Source organism: Sporosarcina sp. SG10008, from assembly GCF_044569405.1.
Classification (GTDB): domain Bacteria; phylum Bacillota; class Bacilli; order Bacillales_A; family Planococcaceae; genus Sporosarcina; species Sporosarcina psychrophila.
Genome location: NZ_CP172607.1, coordinates 317,235 through 331,386, shown reverse-complemented (window position 1 = coordinate 331,386; position 14,152 = coordinate 317,235). Strand labels below are relative to the sequence as shown.

Genomic DNA, 14,152 nt, shown 5'->3' with positions numbered 1-14,152 from the left:
TGACACTTTACTGGTCTGGTCACGCCCCACCCCCAGCCGCCGCAGCAGACTGGGCTGCTTTTGCGCAGTCAATCGCCACAACAAGCGACACGAGAAGTGGTTCCATCTCATCCTCTACAATTATTAACTGGTAGCTATCGCCCCATGTGAACCACTTTTTGCTGACAGCACCAATCAGTTCCCCATTTCGGTATACTTCGAAATCCATATCCCACCAATTCCCCTGTACTTCTATCCCTGCCACGTCAATTGAATACCGTGCTTTTAAAAAAGAAAATTCCTTCTTTATCGTTACCATTTCTTGGCCATGTACTTCGACAAAAAAAGTCGGTAGAAAACTAAACGTTTTTTTCGTGATCATCGCCACTTCTTGACAAGCCACATCCATAATCGAAAACGTCTTCGGTATTTGCATAAAGCTTCCTTCTACGAAATACACTTCATTCTCTTCTTGATCCTTCACCGAAAACTTGCCGCTCAAACTAAATACCTTTTGCTTAATATACAACTGTCTCATGTAATCCCCCCTGTACTAGAAACCCCTTTTCAGTAAAACCCGTTCTCTCTACTACGTATCGGATGACAATACGTTTCACTTTCTCCATAAATATATGGGGAAAACATATAGTCTTGCTACTCTACTCAAGCCCGCATCCGTGCCAACACCCGCTCCCCCGCCCTAGCATGTCCTAAATAATTCGGATATGCGACAACTTTGTTACGGTGGAAGTATAATATATTCGCAGCATCCAGTTCATCGAAATGAAAAAGCTTCGGCATTAAATGGGAGGCATTGGTCATTCGTTTTGGCGTCTCTCGGAACATGTCCTGATGGAGTGCGTGCGCTTCCAAAACATTCTCACTGTAATAAAATGCGAATAGTTCTGGCTCTCTAGTTTCAATGACGTACAGCTTAATCTTGCCAATACTTAACTGATTTCGTGCAACCATTTTCGAAATTGCCTCGTCGTCATAGTCGATGGCATCCAGTAATTCGGAATCTTCCTCCACTTTCACTTCCCCCTCGGCAATTGCCCAAAAAGTCCGATGGGCCAACTGAAACAGGTCTTGTACAGTTGCGATGTTTTACGATATTTATTTCTAATAGGCCCGGCATATCTGTTTCTTTATTATAGTAATTGTAACGGTATAAAAAACCGATCACATCCGCATCATTTCTCACAATGTAAATATCATTATCAGAATACCCCTGTGTTTTTAACTCGTCGATCTTATTCAAAACCTCAGTTTCATTTTGGAATGTGCCTACAAACTTTTTGTAAGCCATATCAATTTGCCTTCTAAGATTTTTATTATTTTACGCTTACCATGGTTCCATCAAAAGCCGGGAGTTATTCAACAAAAATCCAGTAATATATCATCATGAAAAGCCCCCAGCTGAAATATTCAATAAAAAAGTGTTAGTGTTGGATAGAGAAATTGAGTAAGGAGCAATGGTAAATCGTAGGATTGTTAGAGGCTGTGTATAGCTTTCTTATGATGAAAATGTTATTTTGAATAAAATAAATTTAGTTTTTGTGAAAAGTTTGGGATAGTGTTTAGATTATTAACATTGATTTGATCAATATTGCATACATATATATGAAAACTTAAAGTAGAGGTATTGATTAGTATGAATGAGAAGTTACTAAAAAATGCCGATGCATGCTATCGGTTGGCTGAGCAGGAGGCTGCTCATTATTTTAAATCACTTTCTGAACAGCTCGTGCAAAACATGGTTGCCCCTGTTTTGATAAAAGATATACAGTCTTGGAAACAGAACCATATTCATCCTTTCCCGTTATTATCTATTTTTTCGCGTGGAAAGGGAAAAACTGGTTCAGAGGGGTATCACACTTATATCCAATGGCTGGATTACACAGGTAAACTAGATAATTATTTGGATCGGAGCATTTCCTATATTTACATGCGAGATTTGGGTAAAGCCTTGGACTCACCTGACACACAGGCCAGGGTTCAACGTACAGTTGATAGTTTAAAAAATCACCTAATTGATTCCAATCCGAAAAACCCTGGAAGTAAATTGGAGATGTTTACTATGGCTGGGATGTATCGGCTGGCCCAGAAGGAAGGCGTTGAATCCACCATGATCTGGGTGATGGATAAATTAAAGACTGTATCATCCCATATTCCAGAGGGGATGGATGCTGAGGAAGCCAAGCGGAAACTTATCAAAATCATAGCCGGGGTCATCCTGCATGTGGTTGAAGAGATGGACGCTGAGATTACGCCTGAAGAACGTACCCGGAAGCTCGAAGAAGCGATTAGGCTGGGGTATTCCTATGGTCTGACGTATCCATTCATTGACGACCTTCTGGATGCCGGTGTTTTATCAAATCAAGAGAAAAAACGATATTCCGATTTAATACGGTCCACACTTATCACAGGATCTGTTCCTGAATTGGATCAGTGGACTGGAAAAAACGCGGAATTCATCAGATTTGCCCATTCGGAACTCCGAGATGCCTTTGAGTATATTAAGAGCCTTCAACGACCAGAGACAAGAAAAAGTTTTTTCGAGCAGTCTTATGTGTTTTTCAATTCCCAGGAAGTGGATCGCGTAAAGGTTCTATCCAATGCGAATTACACCAATGAAGAACTTTATATACCTGTCATTTTAAAATCCTCTTCTTCACGTTTGATTACCCGTTCAGTCATAAGTGCTCCTGAGGATGAGGGCTTCCATAACCGAACATTTTTATATGGCATTTACAACCAGCTAGCGGATGATTTTGCGGATATGTTTGATGACTTAAATGAAGAAAGAGTAACACCCTATACCTATTATTTGAAATATCACGATAAGCGCTCGGACCTCATAAATCCCTTTGAATTGTACTGGGCAGTCATCTATAATTTGATCCATAATGTCTATCGCTCTGATAGCAAGACGCGTGAGGTGATACTCGATCGTGCCATAAACGGGCTGAAACGATTTAAAAAACGAATGGGCACTAATAAATACAACGAAGTTATGAAGTTATTTGCTTCGGGAAATCCTACATTCAACAAAGTCATCCAACGTATGGTTCGAAAAGCGGATGATGTGGATTTCTTTGATAAACTGCTTCGAGATCATATGATTACGAATCTGAAAAGTGAACGGAAAGAGCAGGAAGCCTTTTTAGTTACAATCGAAACTGTACGTGACCAGATCAACGACGTATTATCTATTTCCGAAATAGGAAATACCTCTTCGATGAGTGAACCGATAATCGATGCGGCAAATTACAGTCTGAAAAGTGATGGAAAGCGACTAAGGCCAATCATGACTTGGGTCATGGGTGTGAACGAATATGGATTGGATAAGTCATCTATCGTCCCGCTTCTGAGATCATTGGAATATATGCATACGGCATCCCTCATTTTTGATGATATGCCATCCCAAGATAATGCGCCCAAGCGTAGAGGGCGTCCAACCTTACATCAGGTGTATGACGTTGCCACAGCTGAATTAACTGGACTTTTCCTGACCCAAAAAGCGGTTGAAGAACAAACATCTCTTGACCAGTACGATCCAAAAACGGTGCTACGCTTGATTCGATATTCGTCCCAAATCGTAGGGGATATGTGTAGAGGACAGGCGATGGACTTGGATTCCAGAGGGAAACAATTGACGCTGGAACAATTGAATACGATGTGCTTTTATAAGACCGGAATCGCATTTGAAGCTTCTCTTATAATGCCTGCAATTCTGGCCCATGCAACGGAGTTGGAAATGGAAGCTTTGAAAAGATTCTCCCGTCATGCCGGCATTGCATTTCAGATTAAGGATGATCTGCTTGATGTGGAAGGGGATCAGAACGTACTCGGGAAACCCATTGGAAAAGATGCTGAAAACAACAATACGACATTTGTATCAATCCTAGGTGCTATCGGTGCCAGAAAAGCGATGTGGGAACATTATTGTTTTGCGATGGAAACGTTACAAGAAATACCACGTAATACGACTTTTTTGAAGCATTTATTGAATTATCTCGTAAACCGAGACCATTGAGTTTGTTGGTTTCCAACAAACTCTTCGAAGTCTTCAACCAAAGCCCAGAACTGTCCAACGAACTCGGCAAAGTGTCCTACTAACAACGAGGTTTCCAACAAACTCTTCGAAGTCTACAACCAAAGCCCAGAGAACTGTCCAACGAACTCGGCAAAGTGCCCAACCAATGCTTCAAAGTGTCCTACAAACGGAGAGTATTCTGTTTGTTAAATGCAATTACACATTCATATAGTGAAGTTTTGATCATTACCTGCTGTGGCCAAACTATAAACATTAAAGTACAGCAAGAAAAAAAAGCCGTCTCCTCGATTTTTAAAAATCGTAGTAGACGGCTTTTTTCATAATTCGGTCTTACAGTTCAGTCTCGCATCTCAAGATAAGATAGGGATACTTTCAAATTCGCGTTGCGTACACGGATTTCATTTAGCAAGTCCTGATCTTTTGTATCGGTCTTGCTTCGGATGGCAAATGTATAGAGAATCATCGTCCCCAAGTTCGTTGTTTCAACTTGTCGAAGTTGGAAGTATTCGGTTTTTTCATTCAAGATATCGTTGAATAAATTTTCGTGATTTAGATTTTCAGGGACAGTTACTTTAAGGATTTGCGTATCTTTCCCTTTTCCATAGTCCACTTTGTATAGTATATAGAAAATCAGACTGGAGAATAACGTCAATGCAATGGCCAGAGGGAATTGAAACAGTCCTGCTGTCATCCCGACACATAATCCGAAAAAGATGTAGGCGATATCCTTGGCGTTCGTCACGGCACTTCGGAAGCGGATGAGGGAGAATACGGCGAATAAACCAAACGCCACACCGGCATTTCCGCTTACTACGTTCATAACAACTGACACGACAACACTCATCATAATGATTGTATGGACGAACGCTTGTGAATAGCGCTCTCCTGTAAATGTAATTTGATACACTTTCGTAATGATTAAACTGAGGACCGCAGCAAGTGCCATCGCGGTAATACTCATCCACATGGTCGGAGTGGCTCCTTCCAATCCATTAGATGAAAACAAGTTCGTGATCTGAGCCATTTTCTATTCCTCCTGTTAGTTGTTTTTCCAATTCTTTCGGTTCAAAGTATCCTGCCTGCGGTAATACATCTCCACTCAGCAGTTCCATACTGGTACAAAACTTTGATGCACTGCGCTGCTCACACTGAAGCTCCTGTAAAATACGTGTTAGCCAAAGCGGCACACTGTGATCGACTTTCACTTCTAACACGACGAGATCTGGATCGATGAAATGCTCTCCGTACGAACCATTCTCGATATGCAGATCTTCTTTACGGCAACGTAAGTCGAAATCGAAGGTAATACGCAGTTCTGAATCATGAATACCGTGCAATGCGTGACGGCTATACGATACGACCATTTCGGGACGTAACTGATAGAACTTACGGAAGTAATCAATTTCCTTCATGACTTGCGAATTGGACGTTTTGTAGTGATCCAAGCCCGCTTGACCGTTTTCCTCTAAATAGCGATACGCCTCCCCTAGCGACAAAAGCATCCGTCTTTTATTGACGACTTTCTTATGTTTCTGCTTCACTTCAAAAAATGCCACGCTGGTAAGATTTGCATCGTCGTATACGCGTAAACGTAATTTCTGGCGGTATCTTAGTTTGTTTTTGGTCTCAAAATAAATGCCTTTCTCCGCATTGTCAAAGTACAGGCTAGTGACTGAATATTTTCCATCGACGCCATTCTTATCATTTCGCATCTCTGGTCCAATCCGTTCTACAAGTTCTTCGTATTGGCGGCGAGTGATTAAATACTTTTGCTCTTGCCGACTGAAGATTTCGATCGCCATATCTATCTACTCCTTTTTGCTGTCGCTCTATGAACTAAATACTAAAAGAAGAACCTTAAACAAACCTTAAAACAATTTAACAACACAAAAAAAGAGATCACGATGATGTGATCTCTTACTTTGGAAGTTTGACTATAAAAGTGGTTCCTTTATTCTGGTTACTTATCACATGAATCGTTCCATTGTGCATCGATACGATCCACTGGGCGATGGACAATCCTAAGCCCATGCCTCCAGTTTCCCTAGTTCGGGCTTTGTCTTCTCGGTAAAAGCGATCGAAAATATATTGGATATTTTCTTCTTTGATCCCGATCCCCGTATCGCTCACTTCAATTACAACTTTCTGATCCTCGCCATATGTTTTCACACGAATACTATCGTTTTCGCTCGTATATTTTAAAGCATTGTCCACTAAAATTACTATCAGTTGATGCAGCCGAGTTTCATCTGCTTCTATAGTAAAAGGACTTTGACAATTTAGCGAAAAATGCTTATCCTGCGACTCAGCAATTTCCTTATAAGGCGTACATACGCTTCGGATGAATGTATCGATATGAATGGATTGCTTCATAATCTGTGTTTCTGCCGAATCTGCTCTTGCCAAGGTCAATAAATCCGAAGTGAGTTTGGACAAACGCCTTGTTTCAGACAAGCTTAGGGCTATATTTTCAAACCTATCTGAAATTCTTTCTTGCGGTGCTGTTAGGAGAAGCTCCAGCTTATTTTGAATAATCGTCAAAGGCGTCCTGAGTTCATGTGAAGCATTTTCAACAAACTCCGCCTGCTTATTCCAAGAATGAATAATTGGTTTCATCATCTTTTTAGATAAGATGAAACTTGCAGAAATAGAGAGGACGATGAAGATGACCGACCAGATAATGAACAGTTTCTCAAAGTTGGAAATGATGGTTTGTTCAGCATCCACGTTAATCATCAGCTGTGTATAGGCAATTTCATCCTCATCATTATGGTCCTCAAAAAGAATATATCTAAAGTGATACAGTTCACTGATTTTCGTCATTGTAATCTTGTCCATAGTTGTTTTATCTAGCTTATAATCGGTTAGATAGTTTTCATAAAATAAGGTTCCGATTTCATTTTCATTACGTATATTTCCTGCGTTATCCCAATGCATGACAATCATCCTTGGATTTGGCGCATTTTTTCGTCTCTCATCATTAGGTATAGGCCGGTCTAAGTCTCCATCTTTAAGAGGCAGCCGTAACCCCTTTGGATTGTTATCTGTCATCATTTCTTGAAATGATAACAGTTCCTCGTCTGTCTTTGAAAATAATGTATTTTGAACTTGGCCAAAAATGATAATACTAAAGATCGTGAAAATCACAGTAAAAGCAATCAAGTTGAAAATCATGAATTTTAGCTGCTGTTTCTTGAAAATTAGTTTATTAAACATTACCTTCACCATGGTCTTCCAGCATATAACCTAACCCACGGAAGGTTTTGATGTATTGATCATAGCCAAACTTCTTGAGACTTTTTCGTAAATTACTGGCGTACACCTCCACAACTGTAGTAGATGTATCAGACTCAAATCCCCATATTCGATCAAAAATCTGTTCCTTAGTCAAAATAGCGTTTTTATTGTTCATCAAATACTCCAGTAAATCAAATTGTTTGCCATTCAACTTAAGTGCTTCCCCATTAATTTCCACAGTTTTATTTTTGATATTCAAATGTAGTTCCATAAAAGTTAGGACATTTTCTTTTAATAAACCTCCTGATCTCCTTATCATTGCCTCTAGCCGCACTAATAGTTCTTCTCGATGGAAAGGTTTCACTAAATAGTCGTCTGCTCCCATTTTAAAACCCTTAATCTTGTCATCGATTCCATCTTTGGCTGTCAGCATAATGACAGGAGTCGTGATATTTTGCTTTCTCAAATTTTCTAATACCTCATAACCGTTCATATACGGAAGCATGATATCTAAAATGATTATATCGAAAATATTTTGCTGTGCAAGAAACAGTCCTTCCTCTCCATCGAAAGCCTGCTCGGTATCGAACATTTCCTTTGTTGTTTCACATATTGATTCAGAGAGATACTTGTCATCTTCAATGATTAGTAATTTCATATAGTGCCCCCCTTGTATCATTTATCAACGTTTTAACTTAATTCAACAGAAGTCCCCCACTTCTATAAGTGGTGAGATGAATGCTAGATATGCCTTCAAAATCTGGACGCAATCACGCCGAGGCGTGATTGATATCGTTACGATAGATTATAGGTCCAACTGAAATAAAAGCAAACTTTAATTTCGCATTTCCTTTTTTAAGCTTTGTTTAAGGTTCATCCTAAATAATAGGGTTATTAGCAAAATATCATCTGAAAAACGGATGAAATTTCATTTGCAATAAGGAGCTTATGATGAAAAAACAAAATTCTAAATTTATGAAGGTAGCCGCCTCTCTTTTGTTCACCGCATCTTTGTTTGCTTGCAGCAATGATTCAGAAAAGGTAAGTACCAATAATGAGTCTACTGCAAAAGGCGAGAGCTTAAGTACGATTGGGGATCAAGAAATAGCGAGTGTTATTAGCGAGTATGTAAGCTATTCAGATGGAGATTTTTACGAGGATTGGGAAAACGCAACGTCTATTCAGTTGAATGGAAGTGGTGCCAGCTTTGAAGGTGATGGAAGAGTAGTCATCGACAAAAGCAGCGTCACGATAACAACTTCAGGCGTGTATGAAATCCAAGGAAAACTGGATGATGGGCAACTCATTGTGGACACAGAAGACGATGGCATCGTTCGGCTCGTTTTGAATGGTGCGGAAATCCATTCTTCCTCTACTTCAGCAATCTACGTGAAACAAGCAGAAAAAACGATTGTTTCATTAGAAGAAGGAACTGAAAACGTGTTATCTGACGGAGCAAAATATGTTTATGAGAATTCAGAGGAAGATGAGCCGAATGCAGCGTTGTTCAGCAAAGACGATCTCACCATTAACGGCAGTGGGAAACTAATCGTGCAAGGCAACTACAACGACGGAATCACCAGTAAAGACGAATTGAAAATTACAGGAGGAACAACCCAAATTACTTCAGCTGATGATGGATTAAAGGGAAAAGATCTCCTCGCCGTTAAAGATGGCGATATCAGTATCGAAGCGAGTGGCGACGGCATGAAGTCCACGAATGACACAGATGCTTCAAAAGGGATCATTGCCATTGAAGGAGGAAGTTTCGATATCAAGGCAGCTGATGATGGCATTCAGGCTGAGACTTCACTTCTAATCGCAGACGGAGAGTTCAACATTTCATCTGGCGGCGGCAGTCCTGAAAAAATAGCAAATGCTGAAATGGGTCGGCCTACCCCTGGAGAAACGGAAACAAGCACAACTGACGCTAGCTCTGAGACATCTAGTGGCAAAGGGCTTAAGGCAAATGAAGAAGTGGCAATTGGCGGGGGAAGCTTTCAACTGGATTCATTAGATGATGCGATACACAGCGACAACTCGATCACCATAGCTGGTGGCGATTTGAAAATGGCTACCGGCGATGACGGCATTCATGCAGATACGTCCATTCTGATCAAAGGCGGGAACATCGACATCACGAAGAGTAATGAAGGGATAGAAAGTAATTCAATCACAATCTTGGACGGGAAAATTCATGTTAAAGCAACTGATGATGGCATTAACATTAGCGAAGCCGACGATAATTCTGACACGACTACTGAACAAGCGAAAGATCCTCTGCTTTCAATAAATGGTGGCTATGTTTATGTCGATGCAGCCGGTGATGGACTCGATTCAAATGGTTCCATATCCATGACAGGCGGTACCGTGATCGTTAATGGACCTACGAATAATGGCAATGGTGCTTTGGATTATGACGAAGACTTTGAAATAAGTGGCGGAGTTCTCATCGCTACAGGAAGTTCTGGTATGGCGATGGCCACTTCAGAAGGCTCATCACAGCATACGATCTTGATGACTTATAAGGAGACACAATCTGCAGGAACCACACTGCATCTAGAAGATAGCGAAGGAAATGAGATTGTGACCTTTGCGCCCGAAAAAGATTATCAATCGGTCGTCATTAGTTCGCCAAAACTAACGAAAGATGCTTCATATACCCTTTACTCAGAAGGGACAACGTCTGGTAAAGAAAGTAATGGTCTTTTTGAAGATGGTGACTATCAAGGCGGCACGAAAGTTGTGGAGTTCACAATTTCCGACACCGTAACATGGCTTGATGAATCTGGAATCACCACTGCAAAAACTTCTGGTCCTGGCGGTATGGGAGGTCCAGGTGGTAAGGGAGCGCACGGGGATATGGTACCACCGGAAGGGATGGAAGCTCCCGAAGGTATGGAACGACCAGAAGGGATGATGGAGCCACCAGAAGGGATGAAAGCTCCCGAGGGTATGGAGCCAGAAGGAAAATGAAATAGAGGAAAAGGAAATATAAAAAGTTCTATAAAATAAATTAAAGGGTTCTCTTCAGAGGTCCAAACCATTTAGAAACAATAGAAAAGGGACTCAAAACCGCGATGGTTTTAGTCCCTTCTTTTTATTGTTATAGCAATGTTTACAGTTATTTCATGCTTAATTGGTATGTCAATTAACAGGCTAATTAACATCGTTACATAAAAATGGTTTACCGGAGTTTGATAAGCCAATTCCATACATCTTGTATTATTTTGATAATGCAATTTTTATATGGGCTAAGTGGTGCTCTTCGTGCCAAGCTAATTTTGCAACTTTTGTTGCAACTGTTATTTCACCGTTCTTCTGGTGTGTAAAAGCTCGATTTAATTGCTCTTCAGTTAAACTATATCCTAAAGCTACGATGCGCTCATTTATACCTTCTAACATTTTAATCGAACTTTCTATTGGAAGCTTTGTATCCGGTTGAATGGCCCACTTTTCTTGATCAAAATCTGGTACTGTTGGATTCTCATCTGTTAAAGCCAGCTTCAAACGTTGATACATGTTCAACTGAGAGTCTGCAATGTGATGAACAAGTTGACGAACTGTCCAGCTACCATCCCGATATGTTCTGCTTAACTCATCATCACATAATGGATCAACAGTTTCTCTTAATCGAATCGTGTAAGTTTCAATTTCCTTTAGCCATTCTTGACTATTTTCTACTGTACCTTTTTCAGGAACTTGTAATTCTCCAATTGGAAATCTTACATCCATTTTCAATCCCCTTTTCCAAATTCATTATTTCTCTTTCTATATATGTTGACATAAAGAATCCTCTCAACATCGCTTGGGGATGCCTCCCGCAATTAAGCCAGACAGAAAACCGTTGTCAGTGTTATTCAAGAAAATGGCCCGTTTGTGGAAGTTTAGCCTTGTACGTTAGTTTGCTTTAGAACTGGACATTTTTATGTATTTTATCAACCTCCGTGTTCTTCAATTATCCGCATTGCAATGCCCGTTAACTCCCCATGTTCAGTAAATCGTTCACTAAGCATATCCGTAAGAATATGTTCTAGGAAGTATTCTACACAGTTCATATCTTGAAACAGCAGTATTGTCCTTAATGCTTCTTCGTATATCTCTAAAAACAATGGTTCTGGATTATCCTTTTGAATCTCACCAAATGCTTCATAAAGCAAATCAACTTTATCAGCCACAGATAAAATGCGCCCCTCCAATGTCTCATCTTTACCTTCTTTAAGTCGTTCCAAATAAATGGCTTGAAACTCAATTGGAAGTTCCTTTTCTACAAACTTTCTTGTCATTTCTTCCTCTACTTCACTGAAGAGTTGCTTCAACTCTTTCGATGCATATTTTACAGGCGTCTTAATATCTCCTGTAAAAAGTTCCGCGTAATCATGGTTCAATGCCTTTTCATACAAGATTCTCCAATCCACTTTCTGCCCAGATTCCTCTTCGACTGTTCCAAGAAATTGCGCAATTTTTGTCACCTTAAATGAATGACTGGCGACGGAATGCTCCTGATATTTGAACTTTCCTGGACAACGAATAATTTGTTCTAAATCAGATAAACTTTTAAAATATTGATGTACACCCATCCTACTCATCACCTTTCTATATTTTTCAGGGCTTAAGTATAAAAAAAATAGTCACACAGACGTTCATATTTACGACTAGAATAACACGTTTTTTTAAAAAAACAGAGCTATGTTCACTTTAAGCACTGTCTATAATTACTTTCCCTAATTCTAACTAAATTATGCAGGAAAGGGATTAACAACATACAACAAAGAATTTAATCGGTCAATTTAGTCAAATTGACGTGCTTCGGTAGTCTGTTCTGCTACTTCTCACTATTATGATTAACTGGGGCATCTGGATTGTTTCCTTTTTACAAATACAAAAAGACCAACTTCTATTTTTGATTATTATTGCCATTTTTTCAGAATCTTCACTCCTTCTCAGTATTTTAAAAGGACTATCTAACCCTTTAACTTTCAATAGAAGCCTTCTAATTCCCTTTTTTCTTCGACTATCTGGCCCGAGTCTGGAGTACGCAGTTTTATTCAGTTATCCCACTATTATTCTAAAATAATAAATAAAATAGCATTAACAATTCTTTACACTATCAATATATAAAGTTAACAAAGCTTAGAGATTAAAATGTTATAGTGAAATTACTGTCCATGAGGATGGACTATTACAATATAATTGGAGGATGATCTTCTTGAAAATCAAAAAAAAAATCATCTCAGTTGCCCTAGCTTTATCCATAGTAGGCGGAGTTGGCAGTACGCTCTCTTTTGCAACAGATAGTCCAAATCATACTGAAGTCAGCAAGGTAACTGTCACATTTAAAGGGGATACGACCAATTCTAAGGGACTCACTTGGTATACATCACTAGATTACAAGAATAGTGATTTGCAGGTAGTGAAAAGGAAAGGAGCGAAGAAACCTGATTTTAATAAAGCCTTGAAATTTTCAGGTACTGCTTCCCTCTCTACTAATTCCAAGAAAGAGTATGTACACAAAGCTGAAGCAACTGGGCTTAAAGCAGATGCTGAATACTACTTCCGTGTTGGAGATGAAGAACTCAATAACTGGAGTGAAATGGGTTCATTTAAGACATCTCCAAAAGATGGAACTTTTACATTTATTGATTTGGCTGATACCCAGGCTAAAACAGAAGATGAAGCAATTCTTTCATCCCAGACTATCTCTAAGGCTCTAGATACTGTCCCTAATGCTGAGTTCATTGTTCACAATGGCGACTTAGTTGACGATGGAGTCAAAGAGGAACAATGGGATTGGCTTCTAGGACATTCACAGGAAAGTTTGCTAAACACGACGTTTGCACCATCCGCAGGGAATCACGAGGATGAAAATTTTGCTTTTATCGATCATTTTAATTTTGATGCACCTGAAAATTCTGCAACTGAGACAGGTGCTTATTATTCTTACGATTATAGTAACGCTCACTTTGTCGTACTTAATAGCAACGAAGACTCCGAAAAATACGCCAATTTTTCAGAAGAGCAAATTGAATGGTTGAAGGATGATGTGAAGGCAGCCAAAGCTGATGGAGCTAAGTGGGTTATTGTCAATATTCACAAGGGACCTTACACGACATCTAACCATGCAACAGATGATGATATCCTAGATCCAAACGGTGTGAGAAATCAGGTGGCACCACTCATGGCGGAACTAGACATCGACTTTGTTCTTCAAGGACATGACCATATCTATGCACGTACTAAGCCTATCAAGAGTGATGGTACGGCTTCAGAAACCGAAAAAATTATTTGGACTAAAAAAGGACAAACCGTAGAATATACCGTAAATCCAGATGGTACGATTTATTTGATACCTGCTACAGCTGGACCAAAAGTGTATTACAAAAATCAAGCGCCCGAACTTGGATCAGCTTACTATAATCTCTTTGAAGTTGCCGATGAGAATCATGCAGCTATCTATGGTCCAGATCCGAACGATAACCGCCGTCCAGTACGCGGCCAAATTCAAAACTTCGTCGGTATCACTATTAATAAAGACAAATTGACTGCAATAACTTATGAGATCGATCAAAGCAAAAATAATGCAGAACCTTACATTGTCGATCAATTTGGGATTATCAAGAAATAATAACCCTTTAAACATACAATATGAAACTGTGTATAAACACCGACTTTTTTTCTTGCTTGCTATATTAATTCTTGATTTCTACAACAAATTCTTTCATTAACGTAACTGCTTTTTAGTTGAAGAAGAAAAGAGTGCTTCAATCCTATTACTTAGCGGTTTTTATTGTCGCCTCCAATACAACTGATTATTCTAACATTTCATTGACATATATCAGCATAAACATTACTATAAAAAAGAAAATAATGTTCATT

12 protein-coding genes are annotated in these 14,152 nt (G+C 39.5%); 3 read left to right on the top strand and 9 right to left on the bottom strand.

Annotated features, from left to right (window positions below; genetic code table 11):
- Positions 1-19: 19 nt before the first annotated feature.
- The 3 genes from ACGLYD_RS01700 to ACGLYD_RS01690 form a co-directional block, all read right to left on the bottom strand.
- Positions 20-517 (bottom strand): LURP-one-related family protein, encoded by a 498-nt coding sequence (locus tag ACGLYD_RS01700; protein ID WP_340741565.1) that lies wholly within the window; start codon positions 515-517, stop codon positions 20-22.
- Between the two features lie 125 nt (positions 518-642).
- On the bottom strand, positions 643-1,011 hold the full coding sequence (locus ACGLYD_RS01695) for a hypothetical protein (RefSeq protein ID WP_342537658.1): 369 nt from the start codon (positions 1,009-1,011) through the stop codon (positions 643-645).
- Complete coding sequence (locus tag ACGLYD_RS01690; protein WP_067206226.1) at positions 971-1,288, bottom strand: general stress protein; 318 nt, start codon at positions 1,286-1,288, stop codon at positions 971-973. The genes ACGLYD_RS01695 and ACGLYD_RS01690 overlap by 41 nt, the downstream gene beginning before the upstream one ends.
- Positions 1,289-1,633: 345 nt before the next feature.
- Here ACGLYD_RS01690 and ACGLYD_RS01685 point away from each other — a divergent pair, with 345 nt between their 5' ends.
- On the top strand, positions 1,634-4,018 hold the full coding sequence (locus ACGLYD_RS01685; RefSeq protein WP_399631025.1) for a polyprenyl synthetase family protein: 2,385 nt from the start codon (positions 1,634-1,636) through the stop codon (positions 4,016-4,018).
- A gap of 358 nt (positions 4,019-4,376) precedes the next feature.
- Here the strand turns inward: ACGLYD_RS01685 and ACGLYD_RS01680 are convergent, their stop codons facing one another.
- The 4 genes from ACGLYD_RS01680 to ACGLYD_RS01665 form a co-directional block, all read right to left on the bottom strand.
- Positions 4,377-5,063, bottom strand: a complete 687-nt coding sequence (locus tag ACGLYD_RS01680; RefSeq protein WP_399631022.1) for a DUF4956 domain-containing protein — start codon at positions 5,061-5,063, stop codon at positions 4,377-4,379.
- Complete coding sequence (locus ACGLYD_RS01675; RefSeq protein WP_399631020.1) at positions 5,032-5,841, bottom strand: polyphosphate polymerase domain-containing protein; 810 nt, start codon at positions 5,839-5,841, stop codon at positions 5,032-5,034. Before ACGLYD_RS01675 ends, ACGLYD_RS01680 begins: the two co-directional genes overlap by 32 nt.
- Before the next feature lie 115 nt (positions 5,842-5,956).
- A complete protein-coding gene (locus tag ACGLYD_RS01670) occupies positions 5,957-7,255 on the bottom strand; it encodes a sensor histidine kinase (RefSeq protein ID WP_399631018.1) in 1,299 nt (432 codons plus the stop codon).
- Positions 7,248-7,934 (bottom strand): response regulator transcription factor, encoded by a 687-nt coding sequence (locus ACGLYD_RS01665; RefSeq protein ID WP_399631015.1) that lies wholly within the window; start codon positions 7,932-7,934, stop codon positions 7,248-7,250. Before ACGLYD_RS01665 ends, ACGLYD_RS01670 begins: the two co-directional genes overlap by 8 nt.
- A gap of 290 nt (positions 7,935-8,224) precedes the next feature.
- Here ACGLYD_RS01665 and ACGLYD_RS01660 point away from each other — a divergent pair, with 290 nt between their 5' ends.
- Positions 8,225-10,252 carry a carbohydrate-binding domain-containing protein gene (locus ACGLYD_RS01660; RefSeq protein WP_399631012.1) on the top strand — a complete coding sequence of 676 codons (2,028 nt, stop codon included), beginning with the start codon at positions 8,225-8,227 and terminating at the stop codon, positions 10,250-10,252.
- A gap of 249 nt (positions 10,253-10,501) precedes the next feature.
- Here the strand turns inward: ACGLYD_RS01660 and ACGLYD_RS01655 are convergent, their stop codons facing one another.
- Together ACGLYD_RS01655 and ACGLYD_RS01650 are read right to left on the bottom strand one after the other, a co-directional pair.
- Positions 10,502-11,011, bottom strand: coding sequence for a YfiT family bacillithiol transferase (locus tag ACGLYD_RS01655; protein WP_354314704.1), 510 nt, complete (start codon positions 11,009-11,011; stop codon positions 10,502-10,504).
- Between the two features lie 203 nt (positions 11,012-11,214).
- Positions 11,215-11,856 carry a YfbR-like 5'-deoxynucleotidase gene (locus ACGLYD_RS01650; RefSeq protein WP_067206211.1) on the bottom strand — a complete coding sequence of 214 codons (642 nt, stop codon included), beginning with the start codon at positions 11,854-11,856 and terminating at the stop codon, positions 11,215-11,217.
- Positions 11,857-12,476: 620 nt separating this feature from the next.
- Between ACGLYD_RS01650 and ACGLYD_RS01645 the strand changes: the two genes are divergently transcribed.
- Positions 12,477-13,901: a metallophosphoesterase gene (locus ACGLYD_RS01645; RefSeq protein WP_399631008.1), complete on the top strand. Its 1,425-nt coding sequence runs from the start codon at positions 12,477-12,479 to the stop codon at positions 13,899-13,901.
- Positions 13,902-14,152: the final 251 nt, after the last annotated feature.

What these genes read in the sequence shown, in the direction of transcription:
- ACGLYD_RS01700 (WP_340741565.1), bottom strand. Translation starts at nt 517, where the DNA reads ATGAGACAGTTGTATATTAAGCAAAAGGTATTTAGTTTGAGCGGCAAG.
- ACGLYD_RS01690 (WP_067206226.1), bottom strand. Translation starts at nt 1,288, where the DNA reads ATGGCTTACAAAAAGTTTGTAGGCACATTCCAAAATGAAACTGAGGTT.
- ACGLYD_RS01685 (WP_399631025.1), top strand. Translation starts at nt 1,634, where the DNA reads ATGAATGAGAAGTTACTAAAAAATGCCGATGCATGCTATCGGTTGGCT.
- ACGLYD_RS01680 (WP_399631022.1), bottom strand. Translation starts at nt 5,063, where the DNA reads ATGGCTCAGATCACGAACTTGTTTTCATCTAATGGATTGGAAGGAGCC.
- ACGLYD_RS01675 (WP_399631020.1), bottom strand. Translation starts at nt 5,841, where the DNA reads ATGGCGATCGAAATCTTCAGTCGGCAAGAGCAAAAGTATTTAATCACT.
- ACGLYD_RS01670 (WP_399631018.1), bottom strand. Translation starts at nt 7,255, where the DNA reads ATGTTTAATAAACTAATTTTCAAGAAACAGCAGCTAAAATTCATGATT.
- ACGLYD_RS01665 (WP_399631015.1), bottom strand. Translation starts at nt 7,934, where the DNA reads ATGAAATTACTAATCATTGAAGATGACAAGTATCTCTCTGAATCAATA.
- ACGLYD_RS01660 (WP_399631012.1), top strand. Translation starts at nt 8,225, where the DNA reads ATGATGAAAAAACAAAATTCTAAATTTATGAAGGTAGCCGCCTCTCTT.
- ACGLYD_RS01655 (WP_354314704.1), bottom strand. Translation starts at nt 11,011, where the DNA reads ATGGATGTAAGATTTCCAATTGGAGAATTACAAGTTCCTGAAAAAGGT.
- ACGLYD_RS01650 (WP_067206211.1), bottom strand. Translation starts at nt 11,856, where the DNA reads ATGGGTGTACATCAATATTTTAAAAGTTTATCTGATTTAGAACAAATT.
- ACGLYD_RS01645 (WP_399631008.1), top strand. Translation starts at nt 12,477, where the DNA reads ATGATCTTCTTGAAAATCAAAAAAAAAATCATCTCAGTTGCCCTAGCT.